Origin of the sequence: Kytococcus sedentarius DSM 20547 (genome assembly GCF_000023925.1) — a bacterium.
GTDB classification, from domain to species: Bacteria; Actinomycetota; Actinomycetes; order Actinomycetales; family Dermatophilaceae; genus Kytococcus; species Kytococcus sedentarius.
In genome coordinates this window covers 2770726-2785024 of sequence record NC_013169.1, presented here as the reverse complement: position 1 = coordinate 2785024, position 14299 = coordinate 2770726, and the positions used below count along the sequence as shown (strand labels likewise).

At 72.2% G+C, this 14299-nt stretch carries 15 protein-coding genes; 9 read left to right on the top strand and 6 right to left on the bottom strand.

Annotated elements, in window-relative coordinates; all coding sequences use genetic code 11:
• Window positions 1-175 precede the first annotated feature (175 nt).
• The 9 genes from rpmH (at window position 176) to KSED_RS13170 (ending at window position 6000) form a co-directional block, all read left to right on the top strand.
• Entirely contained in the window at window positions 176-313 is a 138-nt protein-coding gene (gene rpmH / locus KSED_RS13205; RefSeq protein WP_015780575.1) for a 50S ribosomal protein L34, read from the top strand.
• Between the two features lie 57 nt (window positions 314-370).
• Window positions 371-691 carry a ribonuclease P protein component gene (rnpA, locus tag KSED_RS13200; RefSeq protein ID WP_049758714.1) on the top strand — a complete coding sequence of 107 codons (321 nt, stop codon included), beginning with the start codon at window positions 371-373 and terminating at the stop codon, window positions 689-691.
• 10 nt (window positions 692-701) lie between these two features.
• A complete protein-coding gene (gene yidD, locus KSED_RS13195) occupies window positions 702-1010 on the top strand; it encodes a membrane protein insertion efficiency factor YidD (RefSeq protein ID WP_172465371.1) in 309 nt (102 codons plus the stop codon).
• A gap of 54 nt (window positions 1011-1064) precedes the next feature.
• Complete coding sequence (gene yidC, locus KSED_RS13190) at window positions 1065-2117, top strand: membrane protein insertase YidC (RefSeq protein ID WP_015780572.1); 1053 nt, start codon at window positions 1065-1067, stop codon at window positions 2115-2117.
• A gap of 1 nt (window position 2118) precedes the next feature.
• Window positions 2119-2628, top strand: a complete 510-nt coding sequence (locus tag KSED_RS13185) for a Jag family protein (RefSeq protein WP_015780571.1) — start codon at window positions 2119-2121, stop codon at window positions 2626-2628.
• Window positions 2629-2645: 17 nt separating this feature from the next.
• The gene (rsmG, locus tag KSED_RS13180; protein ID WP_237699543.1) at window positions 2646-3350 is read left to right on the top strand and encodes a 16S rRNA (guanine(527)-N(7))-methyltransferase RsmG; all 705 of its coding nucleotides are present in this window, start codon (window positions 2646-2648) and stop codon (window positions 3348-3350) included.
• Window positions 3347-4459 (top strand): ParA family protein, encoded by a 1113-nt coding sequence (locus KSED_RS13175; protein ID WP_015780569.1) that lies wholly within the window; start codon window positions 3347-3349, stop codon window positions 4457-4459. The genes rsmG and KSED_RS13175 overlap by 4 nt, the downstream gene beginning before the upstream one ends.
• A 98-nt stretch (window positions 4460-4557) precedes the next feature.
• A complete protein-coding gene (locus KSED_RS15815; protein WP_015780568.1) occupies window positions 4558-4635 on the top strand; it encodes a 50S ribosomal protein bL37 in 78 nt (25 codons plus the stop codon).
• Window positions 4636-4896: 261 nt separating this feature from the next.
• Complete coding sequence (locus KSED_RS13170; protein WP_015780567.1) at window positions 4897-6000, top strand: ParB/RepB/Spo0J family partition protein; 1104 nt, start codon at window positions 4897-4899, stop codon at window positions 5998-6000.
• Window positions 6001-6143: 143 nt separating this feature from the next.
• Here KSED_RS13170 and trxA read toward each other — a convergent pair whose 3' ends face one another.
• The 6 genes from trxA to KSED_RS13140 all read right to left on the bottom strand — a co-directional run bounded on the left by trxA (window position 6144) and on the right by KSED_RS13140 (window position 14180).
• A complete protein-coding gene (trxA, locus tag KSED_RS13165) occupies window positions 6144-6470 on the bottom strand; it encodes a thioredoxin (RefSeq protein WP_015780566.1) in 327 nt (108 codons plus the stop codon).
• A 43-nt stretch (window positions 6471-6513) separates the two neighbouring features.
• A complete protein-coding gene (trxB, locus tag KSED_RS13160; RefSeq protein ID WP_049758711.1) occupies window positions 6514-7506 on the bottom strand; it encodes a thioredoxin-disulfide reductase in 993 nt (330 codons plus the stop codon).
• A 183-nt stretch (window positions 7507-7689) separates the two neighbouring features.
• Window positions 7690-9954 carry a hypothetical protein gene (locus tag KSED_RS13155; protein ID WP_015780564.1) on the bottom strand — a complete coding sequence of 755 codons (2265 nt, stop codon included), beginning with the start codon at window positions 9952-9954 and terminating at the stop codon, window positions 7690-7692.
• Window positions 9955-10045: 91 nt separating this feature from the next.
• Entirely contained in the window at window positions 10046-11728 is a 1683-nt protein-coding gene (murJ, locus tag KSED_RS13150) for a murein biosynthesis integral membrane protein MurJ (protein ID WP_015780563.1), read from the bottom strand.
• Window positions 11725-13710 (bottom strand): hypothetical protein, encoded by a 1986-nt coding sequence (locus tag KSED_RS13145; protein WP_015780562.1) that lies wholly within the window; start codon window positions 13708-13710, stop codon window positions 11725-11727. Before KSED_RS13145 ends, murJ begins: the two co-directional genes overlap by 4 nt.
• Window positions 13698-14180 carry an NUDIX hydrolase gene (locus KSED_RS13140; RefSeq protein ID WP_015780561.1) on the bottom strand — a complete coding sequence of 161 codons (483 nt, stop codon included), beginning with the start codon at window positions 14178-14180 and terminating at the stop codon, window positions 13698-13700. The genes KSED_RS13145 and KSED_RS13140 overlap by 13 nt, the downstream gene beginning before the upstream one ends.
• Between the last annotated feature and the right edge of the window lie 119 nt (window positions 14181-14299).

Here is a 14299-nt window from a genome sequence, read left to right as displayed (position 1 = left end):
CGTAAGGTGGGGGGTCCGGTCTGCGCCGCGGCACCTCATGGGTGCGCCGCGCGGCCCATGAGGTGCCCACACGAGCTCGGGCACTCGCCATCTCCGCCACACCCGCCACACGGTGCGGCGTGCGCGGAGTCGCAGCCCGGGGAACCAGGGTCTGCCCGAACCACCAGGAGTCATCATGAGCAAGCGCACCTTCCAGCCGAACAACCGTCGTCGTGCCCGCAAGCACGGCTTCCGCGCCCGCATGTCCACCCGCGCCGGCCGCGCCATCATGGCCGCCCGCCGTGGCAAGGGCCGCGCGAAGCTGTCCGCCTGAGCGCAGGTGCTCCCGGCCCGTCACCGACTGCGCCGTAGCCGTGACTTCACGGCCACGATGCGGGGCGAGGGGCGCCGTCGGGGATCGTCCTCCACGATGACCGTCGTGGTGACTCCCCGGGCACCGCAGGACGACTCGACGACCGACCCGCATCCCGTGCGGGTCGGTTTCGTCGTCTCCAAGCAGGTGGGCAATTCCGTGGTGCGTTCCCGCGTCCAGCGCCGGCTGCGGCACGTGGTGGCCGAGCGGCTGTCCGAGCTGCCGGTCGGGCACGACCTGGTGGTCCGGGCGCACCCTGCCGCGGCGACTGCCGAGTGGGGCCGGCTCGTGGCCGACCTCGACCGCTGCCTCCAGCGCGCCCGACCCCGGGGGGCCTGACGTGCTGAGCGTGGGCGGCAGACCGCTCCTCGCCTGGCCGCTGCTGGCCCTGGTCTGGACCTACCAGCGGTTGATCTCACCCCTGTTGCCCCCGATGTGCCGGTACTACCCCAGCTGCTCGGCCTACGCCGTGACGGCCCTCACCGAGCACGGTGCCCTGCGTGGCACGTGGCTGAGCACCTGGCGCGTGGCACGATGCAACCCGTGGTCGCACGGCGGCTACGACCCGGTCCCCGGGACCGACCCCGGAGGTCTGCTCGGGACCGACCACCACTCGGGAGAGAATGACCCCGAACCCGGTGCGCGCCCGGCGGACTGACCCGCGGCCACGCACCTGCCTGATCCGACACTGCTCACACGAGAAGGACTCTTCGTGCCGAACCTGCTCTACCCCATCGAATGGGCCGTGGCAGCCATCCTCGCCGGCGCCCACTGGGGCGTGACCGCCCTCGGGCTCCCGGAGGAGTCCGGCTGGACCTGGGTGCTCTCCATCCTCGCCCTGGTGATCCTCGTTCGCCTGCTGATGATCCCGCTGGTGGTGAAGCAGATTCACAGCAGCCGCAAGATGCAGCTGCTGGCGCCGGAGCTGAAGAAGATCCAGGCGAAGTACAAGGGCAAGAAGGACCAGGCGTCCATGCAACGGCAGCAGGCCGAGACCATGGAGCTCTACAAGAACAACGGGACCAACCCGTTCGCCTCCTGCCTGCCCATCCTGGTGCAGATCCCGATCCTGTTCGGTCTGTTCCGGGTGCTCAACGGGGTGGACGAGATCGCCGCGGGCACCAAGGACCCCATCGGCTTCATGACCCGGGACCTGGCGAGCTCCTTCGATGCGGCCACGATCTTCGGGGCCGAGCTGTCCGACTCGTTCCTGCACGACTCCGACCTGACGGGCAAGATCGTCTCGGTCGTCCTGATCCTGCTCATGACCGTCTTCACCTTCGTGAGCATGAAGATGATGATGGACAAGAACATGCCGGACTCGGCCAAGGAAGGGCCGATGGCGCAGTCGCAGACCATCATGCTCTACGCCCTGCCCGTGATCCTGGCCGTCACCGGTGTGAACTTCCCGATCGGTGTGCTCGTCTACTGGACCTTCACCAACCTGTGGTCCTACTTCCAGCAGCTCTACGTCATCCGCAACCTGCCCACGCCGAACACCGAGGCCGAGCGCCGCATGCACGCACGCCAGATCGCCAAGGGCAAGGAGCCGAAGCGACTCACGCTGGCCCCGGCTGGTGGGGGCAAGGACTCCGGGTCGACCGCCCTGGGCGACGATGACGCGAAGAGCTCCTCGGAGCCGGTGCTGAACTCGACGTCGAAGCAGCCCGACCGCCTCGCACAGGGCGGCAGCGGTGGACAGCGCGCCCAACCAGTTCGTCGCAAGAAGAGCAACAAGAGCAAGAAGAAGCGGAAGAAGAACTGACATGAGCCACGACGGACCGCGCCCGGAGCGCACCCGCGAGGAGCTCGAGAACGAGGGCGAGCTCGCCGCCGACTACCTCGAGACCCTGCTGGACATCGCCGACCTGGACGGGGACCTCGAGGTCCAGCTCGAGGGCGACCGCGCGCTGGTCAGCATCGTGGACTCCGAGGAGGGCACGGTGCCCCGTCGGCTGGTGGGCCCCAACGCGCAGGTCCTGGAGGCCCTCCAGGAGCTCGCGCGCCTGGCGGTGCAGGCCGAGACCGGGGAGCGCACCCGGTTGATGCTGGACGTCGCCGGCTACCGCGCGGAGCGCCGCGCCGCCCTCGAGGAGCTGGCCGATCGCACGGCGGCCGCGGTGTGCGAGAGCGGCACCGAGCGCGCGCTGGAGCCGATGACCGCCTTCGAGCGCAAGGTCGTCCACGACCGCGTCCTGGCCGCGGGCCTGGTGTCGAGCTCGGCCGGCGAGGAGCCGAACCGCTACGTCGTGGTGTCGCCGGCCACCGCGGAGTGACCGGCGTGGACAGCGGCGTGCCCTCCGAGGAAGGCCTGGCCCCGACCCCCGAGGCCGCGGTGCGCGTGTTCGGCGAGCTGCTCCCGCAAGCGGAGCGCTTCGCGGAGCTGCTGGCGACCTCCGGGGCGCAGCGCGGGCTGATCGGCCCCCGGGAGGTCCCCCGCCTGTGGGACCGACACGTGCTGAACTGCGCGGTCGTGGCCGACGTGCTCGACGGGGCCGACCACGTACTCGACGTGGGCAGCGGCGCCGGGCTGCCCGGCATCGCACTGGCGTTGGCCGCGCCGGACACGCGGGTGACCCTGGTGGAGCCGATGCTGCGCCGCACGGTGTGGCTCGAGGAGGTCGTGCAGGAGCTGGATCTCACCGACCGCGTCACCGTGATCCGTTCTCGCGCAGAGAATCTCCCGAGTGACGTCACGGCCCCGGTGGTCACGGCACGGGCCGTGGCCCGATTGAGCACGTTGGCGCCCTGGTGCCTGCCGCTGGTGGACGTCGGGGGACGCATGATCGCCCTCAAGGGGTCCTCCGCGCCGCAGGAGGTCGAGGAGGCAGCCGGCGTGCTGCAGCGCCTCGGCGGCGGTGCGGTGGACGTGGTGGACTGTGGGCAGGAGCTCCTGGATGTGCCAACCACCGTCGTGGTCGTGACCAAGGAGAACGCTGGCCGCCAGGGTCCGAGCGGGGCCCGCGGACGTCGTCGTCGGAACAAGGAGAAGCGATGAGCAACCCGGTTGGCTGGCCCACGGGGAGCCACCCCGCGATCCCGACCGTGCCCACTGCTGGCGGGTCCCCCGTCGGGTGGCAGCCCCCGGTGGCCGAGCCCCGGGTCGAGCGGGTCCCTGCCGTCGGTGCGGATGCGGTAACGGCAGCAGACGAGGCGACGGCCGGAGGGAGCTCGGGAGCCGTCGGCGCGGACTCCACCGGCGCCGAGGAACGCACCACGCCCGAGGAAGAGCCCGGGTCCGACGACGACGACGACGAGGACGATTCCGTGCCCCCCTTCACTCCCGCCGAGCGCAAGGAGCGTGGGCTGCCCGCGCGGCTGACGCCCCCGTCCCGCACCGTGGTGGTCACCGTGGCGAACCAGAAGGGCGGCGTGGGCAAGACCACCAGCACCGTGAACTTGGCAGCCGCCCTGGCTGAGGGTGGTCTGCGCGTGCTGGTGATCGACCTGGACCCGCAGGGCAATGCCTCCACGGCGCTGTCCATCGAGCACCAGTCCGGGGTGGCCGGCGTCTACGATGTGCTCATCGACGAGGCGACCCTCCCCGAGGTCGCGCAGTCCTCCCCGGAGAGTGACCGCATCGACGTCGTGCCGGCAACCATCGACCTGGCGGGTGCGGAGATCGAGCTCGTGTCGCTCGTGGCCCGCGAGACGCGCCTGCGGCGGGCCCTGCAGGACGTCCGGGACGAGCGGTCCTACGACGTGGTGCTCATCGACTGCCCCCCGAGTCTGGGGCTGCTCACGGTGAACGGCTTCGTCGCGGCCGACGAGGTGTTCATCCCGATCCAGTGCGAGTACTACGCCCTGGAGGGTGTGAGCATGCTCGTGCGCAACATCGACCTGATCCAGCGACACCTCCACCCCGAGCTGCGCCTCGGCGGGATCCTGATGACCATGTTCGATGCGCGGACCCGACTGGCCACCCAGGTGGCCCAGGAGGTGCGCGACCACTTCGGTGAGGTCGTGCTCGAGACGCTGATCCCCCGGTCGGTGCGCATCAGCGAGGCGCCCTCCTACGGCCAGACAGTGCTCGCCTACGACCCGGAGGGCCCAGGAGCACGTGCGTACCGGTCCGCGGCGAAGGAGCTGGCGGCCCGCTGGGGCTGAGCGGCCGATGGTGTTGCTGCCGGGGGCCGGTGTGAGATAATCGTGGACACGCGCCCGGCAGGGCGCATTTCACGTCTCAGAGGGCCCAGGAGGTCATCATGTCGAGCAAGCGCGCGCGCAAGCGCAAGACCAAGCGCAAGAAGGGCGCGAATCACGGCAAGCGACCCAACACCTGATCGCGAACCCTGGTTCCGATGAAGGCGGTTCTCCTCGGAGGACCGCCTTTGTCATGCCCGGGGGACACTGGGACGTGGTTTCACGTGGAACCGTGGAACCCCGGAACGAGGACTCGGGAGCACCCGCGTCCTGGGGAATCGGCACCGGTGACTCCGCAAGGTTCCACGTGAAACACGGATGCGGGTACGGGCGAGGGACGATCGTCGTGGGAGACTGTGTGGTCGCCCGACAGGGCGTCGTCGGTCACGCAAGGAGGACACATGGCAGGGCAGCGCAGGGGTTTGGGACGAGGGCTGGGAGCCCTGATCCCGCAGGAGGACGGCGGTAACCGACCGCGCGACGTCTACTGGCCCAAGCGTGACGAGAGCCCCGCGGTGAGTGGTGACTCGGCCGGCCGTGACCAAGATGCGGAGCGCGGCGCCCCGCGCGCTGCCTCCGCGGCCGGCACCGCCTCGAACCAGGGCCCGTCGGAACCGAAGGGGTCCGCGTCCACAGGGGGAACCCGTCGAGGAACAGGCGGCAGTGCGGTCACGGCTTCGAACGAGCCCGCGGACACGGGCATCGGTGCCCGACTGGTCGAGCTCGCCGTGGACGAGATCGTCCCGAACCCGCGGCAGCCCCGAGAGGTGTTCGACGAGGACGACCTGCAGGAGCTGGCCCACAGCATCCGTGAACTGGGCGTCATGCAGCCGGTCGTCGTCCGCCGGGTGGGTGAGGCCCACGAGCTCATCATGGGTGAGCGCCGTCTCCGGGCCACCCGCCTGGCAGGCCTGGAGACGATCCCGGCGATCCTGCGCGAGACCGGCGACGACGAGATGCTCCGCGAGGCGCTGCTGGAGAACCTGCACCGCGTCCAGCTGAACCCGCTGGAGGAGGCTGCTGCCTACGGCCAGCTCCTGGAGGACTTCGGCTGCACCCACGACGAACTGGCCAAGCGCCTGGGCCGGAGCCGTCCCCGCATCACGAACTCCTTGCGACTGCTGAAGCTGCCACCGAGCGTGGCGCGCCGGGTAGCCGCTGGTGTCCTGTCCGCTGGCCACGCCCGCGCCCTGCTGGGTCTGGAGGACGGGGCCGCCATGGAGCGCATGGCCCAGCGGGTGGTCGCTGAGGGGATGTCGGTCCGCGGTCTGGAGGAGCTCATCGCACTGGGCGTCGGCGGGGAGGGTGACTCGACCGAGACACCGCGGCGTCGCCCGCAGCGTCGGTCCACGCCGGAGCACGAGGAGCTCGCGGCGGACCTGTCCGACCGGTGGGACACGCGGGTGTCGGTGAAGATGGGCCGGACCAAGGGGACGCTGACGGTTGAGTTCGCGGGTCAGGAGGACCTGGACCGGATCCTCACGATGCTGGTGCCCGAGGACTGACCCGGGCTCCCCGGAACCGCCCCTCGGTACGCCATGGGGACGGCGACCGGACTGATCCCTGTTCCACGTGAAACACCCCCCGACATGACGCCGGGGGGTGTTTCACGTGGAACGCTGCACCGTACACGCCGGTGCGGTGGTGCTCAGCCGAGGAAGGGCTCGAGCTCCTTGAGCAGCTTTGGCTTGGGCTGCGCGCCGATGATCGTCTTGGCGACGTCGCCCTGGAAGAACACGTGCATCGTGGGGATGGACGTGATGCCGTAGCGCGCCGCGGTCTGCGGGTTCTCGTCGGTGTTCAGCTTGACGATGCGCAGCTTGCCCTCGGAGTCCTTGGCGATCTCCTCCAGGATGGGGGCGACGCGCTTGCACGGGCCGCACCAGTCGGCCCAGAAGTCAACGAGCACGGGCAGCTCGCTCTTCAGGACGTCCTGGTCGAAGGTGGCGTCGGTCGTGGTCTCGGTTCCAGCCATGATGGCCTCCTCGTGTCGTGGTTCTGTGGGATGGGTGGGTGTGTCAGGCGGGCACGTCGCCGGGGACGCGCTCGTCGGCCGCCGGCTCGATCTGCGCAGTATCCACCGGCGAGCTGTCCAGGGTGGACAGGTAGCGCTCCGCGTCCAGCGCGGCCTGGCAGCCGGAGCCGGCTGCGGTGATCGCCTGCTGGTAGGTGTGGTCGACCAGGTCCCCGGCGGCGAAGACGCCCTCGAGGTTGGTCCGCGTGGAACGCCCCTCGACCATGACGTAGCCGCTCTCGTCGAGGTCGACCTGGCCCGTGAGCAGCTCGTTGCGCGGGTCGTGGCCGATGGCGATGAACAGCCCGGTCACCGGGAGCTCGCGCTCCTGGCCGGTCACGGTGTCGCGCAGGGTGATCCCCGTCAGCTTGGCGTCGCCGTGGATCTCGGCCACCTCGGAGTTCCAGGCGAACTCGATCTTCGGGTCGGCGTGCGCGCGGTCCGACATGATCTGCGAGGCGCGCAACTCGTCCCGGCGGTGCACCAGGGTCACCTTGTCCGCGAAGCGGGTCAGGAAGGTGGCCTCCTCGACGGCCGAGTCGCCCCCGCCGACCACGGCGATGTGCTGCTCGCGGAAGAACGCCCCGTCACAGGTGGCGCACCAGGAGATGCCGTGGCCGGAGAGCTCCTTCTCGCGCGGGAGTCCGAGCTCGCGGTAGGCGGACCCCATCGCGAGGATGACCGTGCGCGCCCGGTAGGTGGTGCCCGAGCCGTCGCGCAGGGTCTTCACGGGAGCGGTGAGGTCCATCTCCACGATGTCGTCGGTCACCAGCTCGGCGCCGAAACGCTCTGCCTGGGAACGCATCTGCATCATCAGGTCCGGGCCCATGATGCCGTCGGTGAAGCCCGGGTAGTTCTCCACGTCCGTGGTGTTCATGAGCGCCCCGCCCATGGTCACCGAGCCCTCGAAGACCAGCGGCCGCAGGTTGGCGCGGGCGGCGTAGACCGCGGCGGTGTAGCCGGCAGGGCCGGAGCCGACGATGACGACCTCGCGCACCTCGCCCTCGCCCGCCGGGGACGTCTCGGACTGGGTGGCGGGCTGCGCGTTGAGCGCGACCGCCGAGGTCTGGGTGAAGATGCTCACGGGTACTCCTGGTGCGGCGTGGGTGGTCGAGGGACAGGGGGTCTGGGTGGTGCCCGGGGGTGTCAACAGGCAGGATGCTGCCTGTGTTCCGACAGCTCAGCGGACGGTGATGTCCTCCAGCTGCGCGTGCCACCAGCCGTCGCCGGTGGGGGCGGTGTCGGTGAACCACACGAACACGAAGCGGCCCTGCGCCGGCTGGTCGGCCTCGAGGGTCACGTCGCCCCCGCCCCGGTGGCTGCCGATGGTGACGGCCCGCAGGATGTCCTCGCTGGGCCCCACCCGGATCTCGTACTCCCAGTCGCCCCGGGGCGCCCCGATGTCGACCGCGGACACCTCGCGCACCTCGCCGAGGTCGATGCGCAGGCCCAGGGCGTCGGTGTACCCGCCGAAGGGGCGGTGCTTGTACTTGTGGGTGGACCACGGGAGATCGGTGTTCGGGTTGTTGATGCGGGGTGTCCAGTCGGTGTGCTCGTCACCGTCGTGACCGGGGTCGTAGCCCACGATGTCGGCGATCGGCCACCCACCGTTGGGAGCCGACGAGTCGGGCCCGTCCCCCGGGGTGTCGGTCTCGGCGGTGTCGGACTCGCCCGCATCATCCTTGGAAGTACTACTGTCAGAGGAGGACTCGTTGGAAGCGTCCTCAGGCGACCCCGCCTCAGGCGACCCCGGTGCGCTGTCGTCGGGGGCGGTGGAGCCGTCCCCGCCGGGCACCGGCGCCGCGTCCTCCTCGGACCCGTCGTCTTTCCCGTCCTCGGAACCGCTGGTGGGGGCTGCCGACTCGTCCCCGGGGCCCTCGCCCTCGGCGGCGTCGCTCCCGGTGGTCCCGTCCCCGTCCGGTGCGGGATCCGTCGCCTCGCCGGGGGTGCCGGCCGACTCGTCCCCGTCGGCGCCCGCATCGGCGCTCTCGTCGGCGCCCTCGCCGGGGTTCTCCTCCCCGGAGCCGCCACTGGCCTCGTCGTCGCCCTCCTCGGCGCTGGTCGGGTCGTCAGCGGACGTGGGGTTCCCGGACCCGTCCGCGGCGGGGGCCGAGACGCTGGGTGCGGCGGTGTCGTCCGGTGCGTCGTCGTCGGAGAACAGGCCCGGCAGGGCGACAGCGGCCAGGGCGAGCGCGCCGGCGACCGCCAGTGAACCGGCACCCGCCAGCAGCAGCTGCTTGCGTCCCGGCGCTCCCGCGGGGTCCTCCCGGCCCGGCGTGTCGCCGTCCTCGCGGACGTCCTCGCCCCCGTCGGTGCGCTCGCCATCGATCCCGTCCCCGCCGGAGCCGTCTGCGGCGGGCTCCGCTGCTGCGGGGTCGGTGAGTCCGGCGGCCCCGGGGGCGGAACCCGCCACTGCCGCAGCCGATGCGGGGCCGTCCACGCTCGCGGCCCCCTCGCGCTCGGTCGGGATCGCCGTCGTGTCGGCGGTGGGGTTCTGGTCCGCGCCGCGGTGGGCAGCGTCCCCGCCACGCGCGGCTCCCGCCGCGGCTGCGGCCCCGGCTCCCGCCGCGGCTGCGGCCCCGGTGGCCAGGGGGATGGCCGTCGTCGGGGCGTCGGGCGCCGCGTCACCGCGGGTGGTGGGCACCGCCTGGGTGGCGTCGTCGGACACGCCCTCGGACGGCACGGGCGCAGGGCGGACGACGCCTCGCCCGGAGACCGTGCTGCTGTTCCAGGGGGCCAGCACGCTCACGAGGTCGGCGGGGGTGCGGACCGGCTCCCCGTCCAGCTCCAGGCTGCCCTCGTGGTCCAGCTGGGCGCACAACTCGTCGAGCTCGTACGGCACCGCCTCGGCGACATCCGAGGGGCGACCGGCAACTGGCCAGCGTCCCGTCAGGCCGGTCCGCAGCAGCGCCACCAGGTCCTTCGTGTCACGCTCCGCGGCCGCGTCGGCACCGCCGGTGTCGGCACCCGTGAGGGCCGCGGCGATCCCGAGGCCCTTCACGAGCACTCCGCCGTCCGCGTCCCGCAGCAGCAGCTCAGCGTCGAGCGCCTCGTGGTGCACGCCGTGCCGCCGGGCGCCCTCCAGGGCCTGCGCCGCCTCACCGACGAGGCGGCGCGCCTCGGCCGGTGGCAGGGGCGCGGCCTCCACCAGCTCGAGCAGGGTGCGGGCCCGGGGGTCGTGCTGCGTGATGAGCCACTGCAGGCCGTCCTCCACCCCGATGTCCAGTACGCGGGGCAGCCGGGCGTCCTCCACCAGCGCGGCGCGGCGGGCAGCATCCTGTGCGGCGGCGGCGTGGGGGTGGTCCGATGCGGTGATCCACAGGTCGACCTCACGCCGCAGGGTGGTGTCCTCACCGATCCACCGTTCGGCGTCCGCGACCTCGGCCACCCGCCCCAGCAGGCGGTACCGGCCGTTGATGATGGTGCCGGTCTGCAGTGGGAGCACGATGTCCTCTCCGTCGGGTGCGCTCGGCGAGCGCGGTGCGCCCCCCGAGTCTAGGAGGCCCCGCGCGGTGGACGATGCGGAACCGCGCCGGTCAGGCCCGCTTTACCCGCCGCAGCACCTGCTGGACGACCCCGGTCACTTCGTGGATGTTCAGCAGGGCCGCCAGCAGCGCGAAGACACCCACGAAGACGAAACCGGTCTGTACGCCGGTGAAGGCCACGGCCAGCCACTGGTCGGCCACCCGCGGGAGCTCGCGGCAGGCGACCTCTCCCTGGCCGCCGCACTGGTTGCCCAGGGCGGTCGAGAACTCCAGGGCCTCGGCCCCGGTCCGCCGGGCGAGCCACTGCATCGAGGCCCAGGCGGCCGCTGCCGCGGTGAGGCTGGCCACCGAGAGGCGCGTGTAGAAGCCCACCAGCCGGCCGAGCCCCGCCTCGGGCACGCGGCGGCGGATCAGCAGCGTGGAGAACGCCGCCCCACCGAACTGCGAGAGCGTCTGGGCCAGGGCGATGCCGATCAGCACCCGTTCCGCCGGGAGGCCCAGGGCCCACCACGCCATCGCCCCGATGAGGACCGTGGACAGGATCTGGATGATGAAGGGCTTGTAGCCCTCCTCGAACGCGTAGTAGGCCCGCTGGAACAGGGCGATCGCCGCGTAGGGCACCAGCCCCACCGCGAGCACCGCCACGGCCAGCCCGATGGCGCGCACCGTGTTGGGCGTCTGCGAGGGGAACATCAGCGCCGCCACCACGGGGCCCACCACCATCAGCAGCGCGGCCAGGGGCATGACCGCCGCGGTCGTGCTGCGCAGCCCCCGGCGCAGGTCCTGCCCGATGGCCGCCATGTCGCGGTCGTGGATGCGGCGTGACATCGCCGGGTACATGGCCGTGAGCAGGCTGACGGTCACCAGGCTGTGCGGCAGCATGAAGATCAGGAACGCGCTGCTGTAGGCCGCCTGGCCGGCCACGCCGTGCGGGGCGTGGGAGAGCACCGTCTTGTTGGCCATGATGCCCAGCTGGGCGACGACGATGGTGGCCAGCGACCACATCGCCACCGTGGAGGCGCTGCGCAACCCCACCCCGCGGAAACCCCATCGGGGCCGGTAGGTGAAGCCCACCTTCCGCAGGAAGGGCACCAGCGCGAGCGCCTGGATGACGATGCCGAGGGTCGCGCTGCCGCCCAGCAGCAGGATCATGGACCAGGTGACGTCCGCCACCCGCGGCTCGTGGGGGTATACGAACAGGTAGGCCACGATGCCGGCGATCTGCACCACGTTGGCCAGCACCGGGGTCCACATGTACGGGGCGAACGACTCCCGGCTGGTGAGGACCTGCCCCAGCAGCGTGTACAGCCCGTAGAAGAAGATCTGCGGCAGGCAGAGCATGGTGAAGAAGACCGAGAGCCGCGCGGTCTCCGGGGTGTAGCCCGAGCCGTACAGGGCCACCAGCAGGGGGGCGCCGATGATGGCCACCACCGTCAGGCCGGCCATGATCACCAGGGCGAGGGTCAGCAGCCGGTCGGTGAAGTCCTGCCCGCCGTCGGCGTGCCGCATCGCCTTGGTCAGCTGCGGCACGAGCACCGCGTTGAGCACGCCGCCGGCGATGATGATGAACAACACGTTGGGCAGCTGGTTGGCCGTGTCGAACGCGTTGCCGACGTTGGTGGCGGCACCCAGGGCGGCGGTCAGCAGGGCGACGCGCACCAGACCGAGCACGCGGGAGGTGAGGGTGCCCGCCGCCATGATGGCGGCGTTGCGGCCCACGGAGGACTGGCTCAACGGGGGGCTCCGGCTTCGGACGAGGGCGGGGACGCACCGGCCCTCACCTGGCGCACCGTGCGCCAGGCACCGAAGCCGATGAACAGCGCGGTCACGATACCGATGCCGGCGTACCACCACCCGTCCGACGGGCGGGCGTTCACCACCACCTCCCCGCGGGCCAGGACCCGTTGCCCGTCCGGGGTGGTCACGGTGATGCGCAACGGCACCTTGCCGGCGGCGTGCGCCTCGGCCGTGAAGGCGGTGCTGGCACGGCCGCTGGGGCCCAGCCCCAGTGCGCCCTCCGGCTGGTCGACGGTCACGCGGTAGTTGCCGGGGCTGACCTGCACACGGAGGTTCTCGAAGGTGGTGGGGCTGCCGTTGGCCACCGTGGCACGCAGCTCGGCCGAGTCGGCCAGCAGGTTGACCGTGCTCTCCTCCACGTCGAGCGCGCCCAGCAGCTCGGCGATGCCCCGGCGGAGCTCGGTCAGGGCCTCGGTGCGGGCCCGGTCGTCCTCCCACTGGTCCGAGAGGAGAGCCACCGGACCCTCCAGCAGCAGGTCGCGGCGGGAGCCGGTGGTCACGGTGGCCAGGGCGGCGGCGTCCCCGCTCAGGCGGTCGAAGTCGCCCGGACGCTCGGCGAACTCCTCGTCGGGCTCGATGGCGGGCCACTGGGCGGTCCCCTCCCGCGGCGGCGCGGGGCAGCCGTCGGCGGTGCAGGCCAGCAGCTCGGAGGCCGGCATCGACAGGGCCCACGGGGCGGACTCGGCCGCGTCCACGGCGCGGGAGAGGGCCTCGGCGTCCACGCTGCCCGGGTCGGGCAGGAGCACCAGGTCGTGCAGCTCGCCCTCGGTGCCGGTGAACAGGCTCAGCCCCAGGACCGCCTGGGTGGGCACGGCGGTGCCCCCCTGGTCGTCGGCGGCGTCCCCGGCCTGGGTGGTCAGGTGGTGGGACATGGCCTGGTCGACCCAGCCCACGCGCCGGTCCTCCCACCAGTTGCCCGGGTCCTGCGCGGCGCCGGGGCCGCTGTCGGTGGACTCGTCCCGGAAGCCGGCGGGGGCGAGCACGGCGGTGTCTGGCCCCGTGGTCGCGACGAGCTCCCGCAGGAGGGGGTCGTCGGACCCGAGCCGGCCGGTGCTCGAGCTGAGGTCCAACACCAGCGGGCCGTTCACCCCGTCACCGGAGGCCGTGGCCCGCTCCCACAGCGCGTCCTCGCCGGCGCGCAGGGCGAGCGGACGCAGCCCGTGGCGGGGGCGGTGCCAGGCCCCACCGGCCGATGCGGTGAGCACCGCCTCGGCCTGGTCGTCGCCCAGGTGGGGCACCAGGGCGGGGTCGACCAGGGGGGTCACCCGGTCTCCCAGGCGGGTGGCGGCGGCCACCGACGGGCTGGCGCTCACCGCATCGGACCAGGCGGCCTCACGGTCCTCGGAGGAGGCGGTGAACAGCCCGGCGTCGAGCGGGACGGTCGTGGGCAGCACCCAGCCCAGGCGGGTGGTGGGCTCGACGGCCCCACCCTCGGGCAGCACGGGCACGACGGTGCGCTGCAGGTCGATCACCCGGCGCTCGCCGTCAACCTCGCCGGAGACCGTCACCACCACCGGCAGACCGACCGGCTGCTGGGTGGCAGGGGCCTGGAGGGTGAGGGCGAGCTCCTGCTGCTTGCCGGCGGCCGGGGACTCCAGCTCCTCCACCGCGAGGCGGTCGCGCCCGGGGTGGTCACCGCCGTCGAGCCAGGTGGAGACCTCCTGCCGCGAGGTCAGGGGGGAGGCGGTCGAGAGGGTGACGCGCAGGTCCGTCGCGTCCAGGTCGGTGCCGTGGACCGATGCGGTCAGGCGCACCTCATCGCCCCCGGTCACCCAGCCGGGGGCCACCTCGTCGAGGCGCAGGTCGACCGCGGGGGTCTCGTCGGCAGCGTGTGCGGGGGCCGGCGACAGGCAGGCGGCAGCAGCGAGGGCCGCCCCGGTGAGTCCCCACCGGGCGGGCCGCCGGATCAGGCGCCGCACAACCGGCGCCAGGCCATCTGGGCGATCCGCCGCTCGTTGGGGAAGGTCAGGGTGCGGTGGGCGGTGTCGAGGTCGAACCACTGGACGTCCACCGCCTCGTGGTCAGGGTCCTCCTCCACCGTCAGCCGTCCCCCGACGGCCTCGAGCAGGTAGTGGTGCACGCGCTTGTGGATGCGTCGCTCCGGGGTGGAGAACCAGTAGTCGATCGTCCCCAGGGTGAGCACGGGGCGGCTGCGGATGCCGGTCTCCTCGGCCACCTCGCGCACTGCGGTCTGCACCAGGGTCTCCCCGGCCTCCACGTGGCCCTTGGGCAGGCACCACTCGAGCCGGTGGGCCCGGTTGAAGCGGGCGATGAGGGCCAGTCGGGCCCGTCCGGGCTCCACGGTGACGACCACGCCCCCCGCCGAGGTCTCGCGCATCGACGGCAGTCGCCGAGGCGACTGGACCGCGCGGTGCATCGAGAGCGTCATCGACACATGATAGCGACCTGACCTGCACGAACGTCGCCCCCCGGGGGCTCACCCCGAGTCCTCCGCGGGCTGCTGCGGGCCCACGTAGACTCCGGTGCTGCCCAGTCCCGACCCAGGAG

Excerpts from the sequence above, each read along its gene's own strand:
- rpmH (WP_015780575.1), top strand. The coding sequence starts at position 176 with ATGAGCAAGCGCACCTTCCAGCCGAACAACCGTCGTCGTGCCCGCAAG.
- rnpA (WP_049758714.1), top strand. The coding sequence starts at position 371 with ATGCGGGGCGAGGGGCGCCGTCGGGGATCGTCCTCCACGATGACCGTC.
- KSED_RS13185 (WP_015780571.1), top strand. The coding sequence starts at position 2,119 with ATGAGCCACGACGGACCGCGCCCGGAGCGCACCCGCGAGGAGCTCGAG.
- KSED_RS13175 (WP_015780569.1), top strand. The coding sequence starts at position 3,347 with ATGAGCAACCCGGTTGGCTGGCCCACGGGGAGCCACCCCGCGATCCCG.
- KSED_RS15815 (WP_015780568.1), top strand. The coding sequence starts at position 4,558 with ATGTCGAGCAAGCGCGCGCGCAAGCGCAAGACCAAGCGCAAGAAGGGC.
- KSED_RS13170 (WP_015780567.1), top strand. The coding sequence starts at position 4,897 with ATGGCAGGGCAGCGCAGGGGTTTGGGACGAGGGCTGGGAGCCCTGATC.
- trxA (WP_015780566.1), bottom strand. The coding sequence starts at position 6,470 with ATGGCTGGAACCGAGACCACGACCGACGCCACCTTCGACCAGGACGTC.
- KSED_RS13140 (WP_015780561.1), bottom strand. The coding sequence starts at position 14,180 with ATGACGCTCTCGATGCACCGCGCGGTCCAGTCGCCTCGGCGACTGCCG.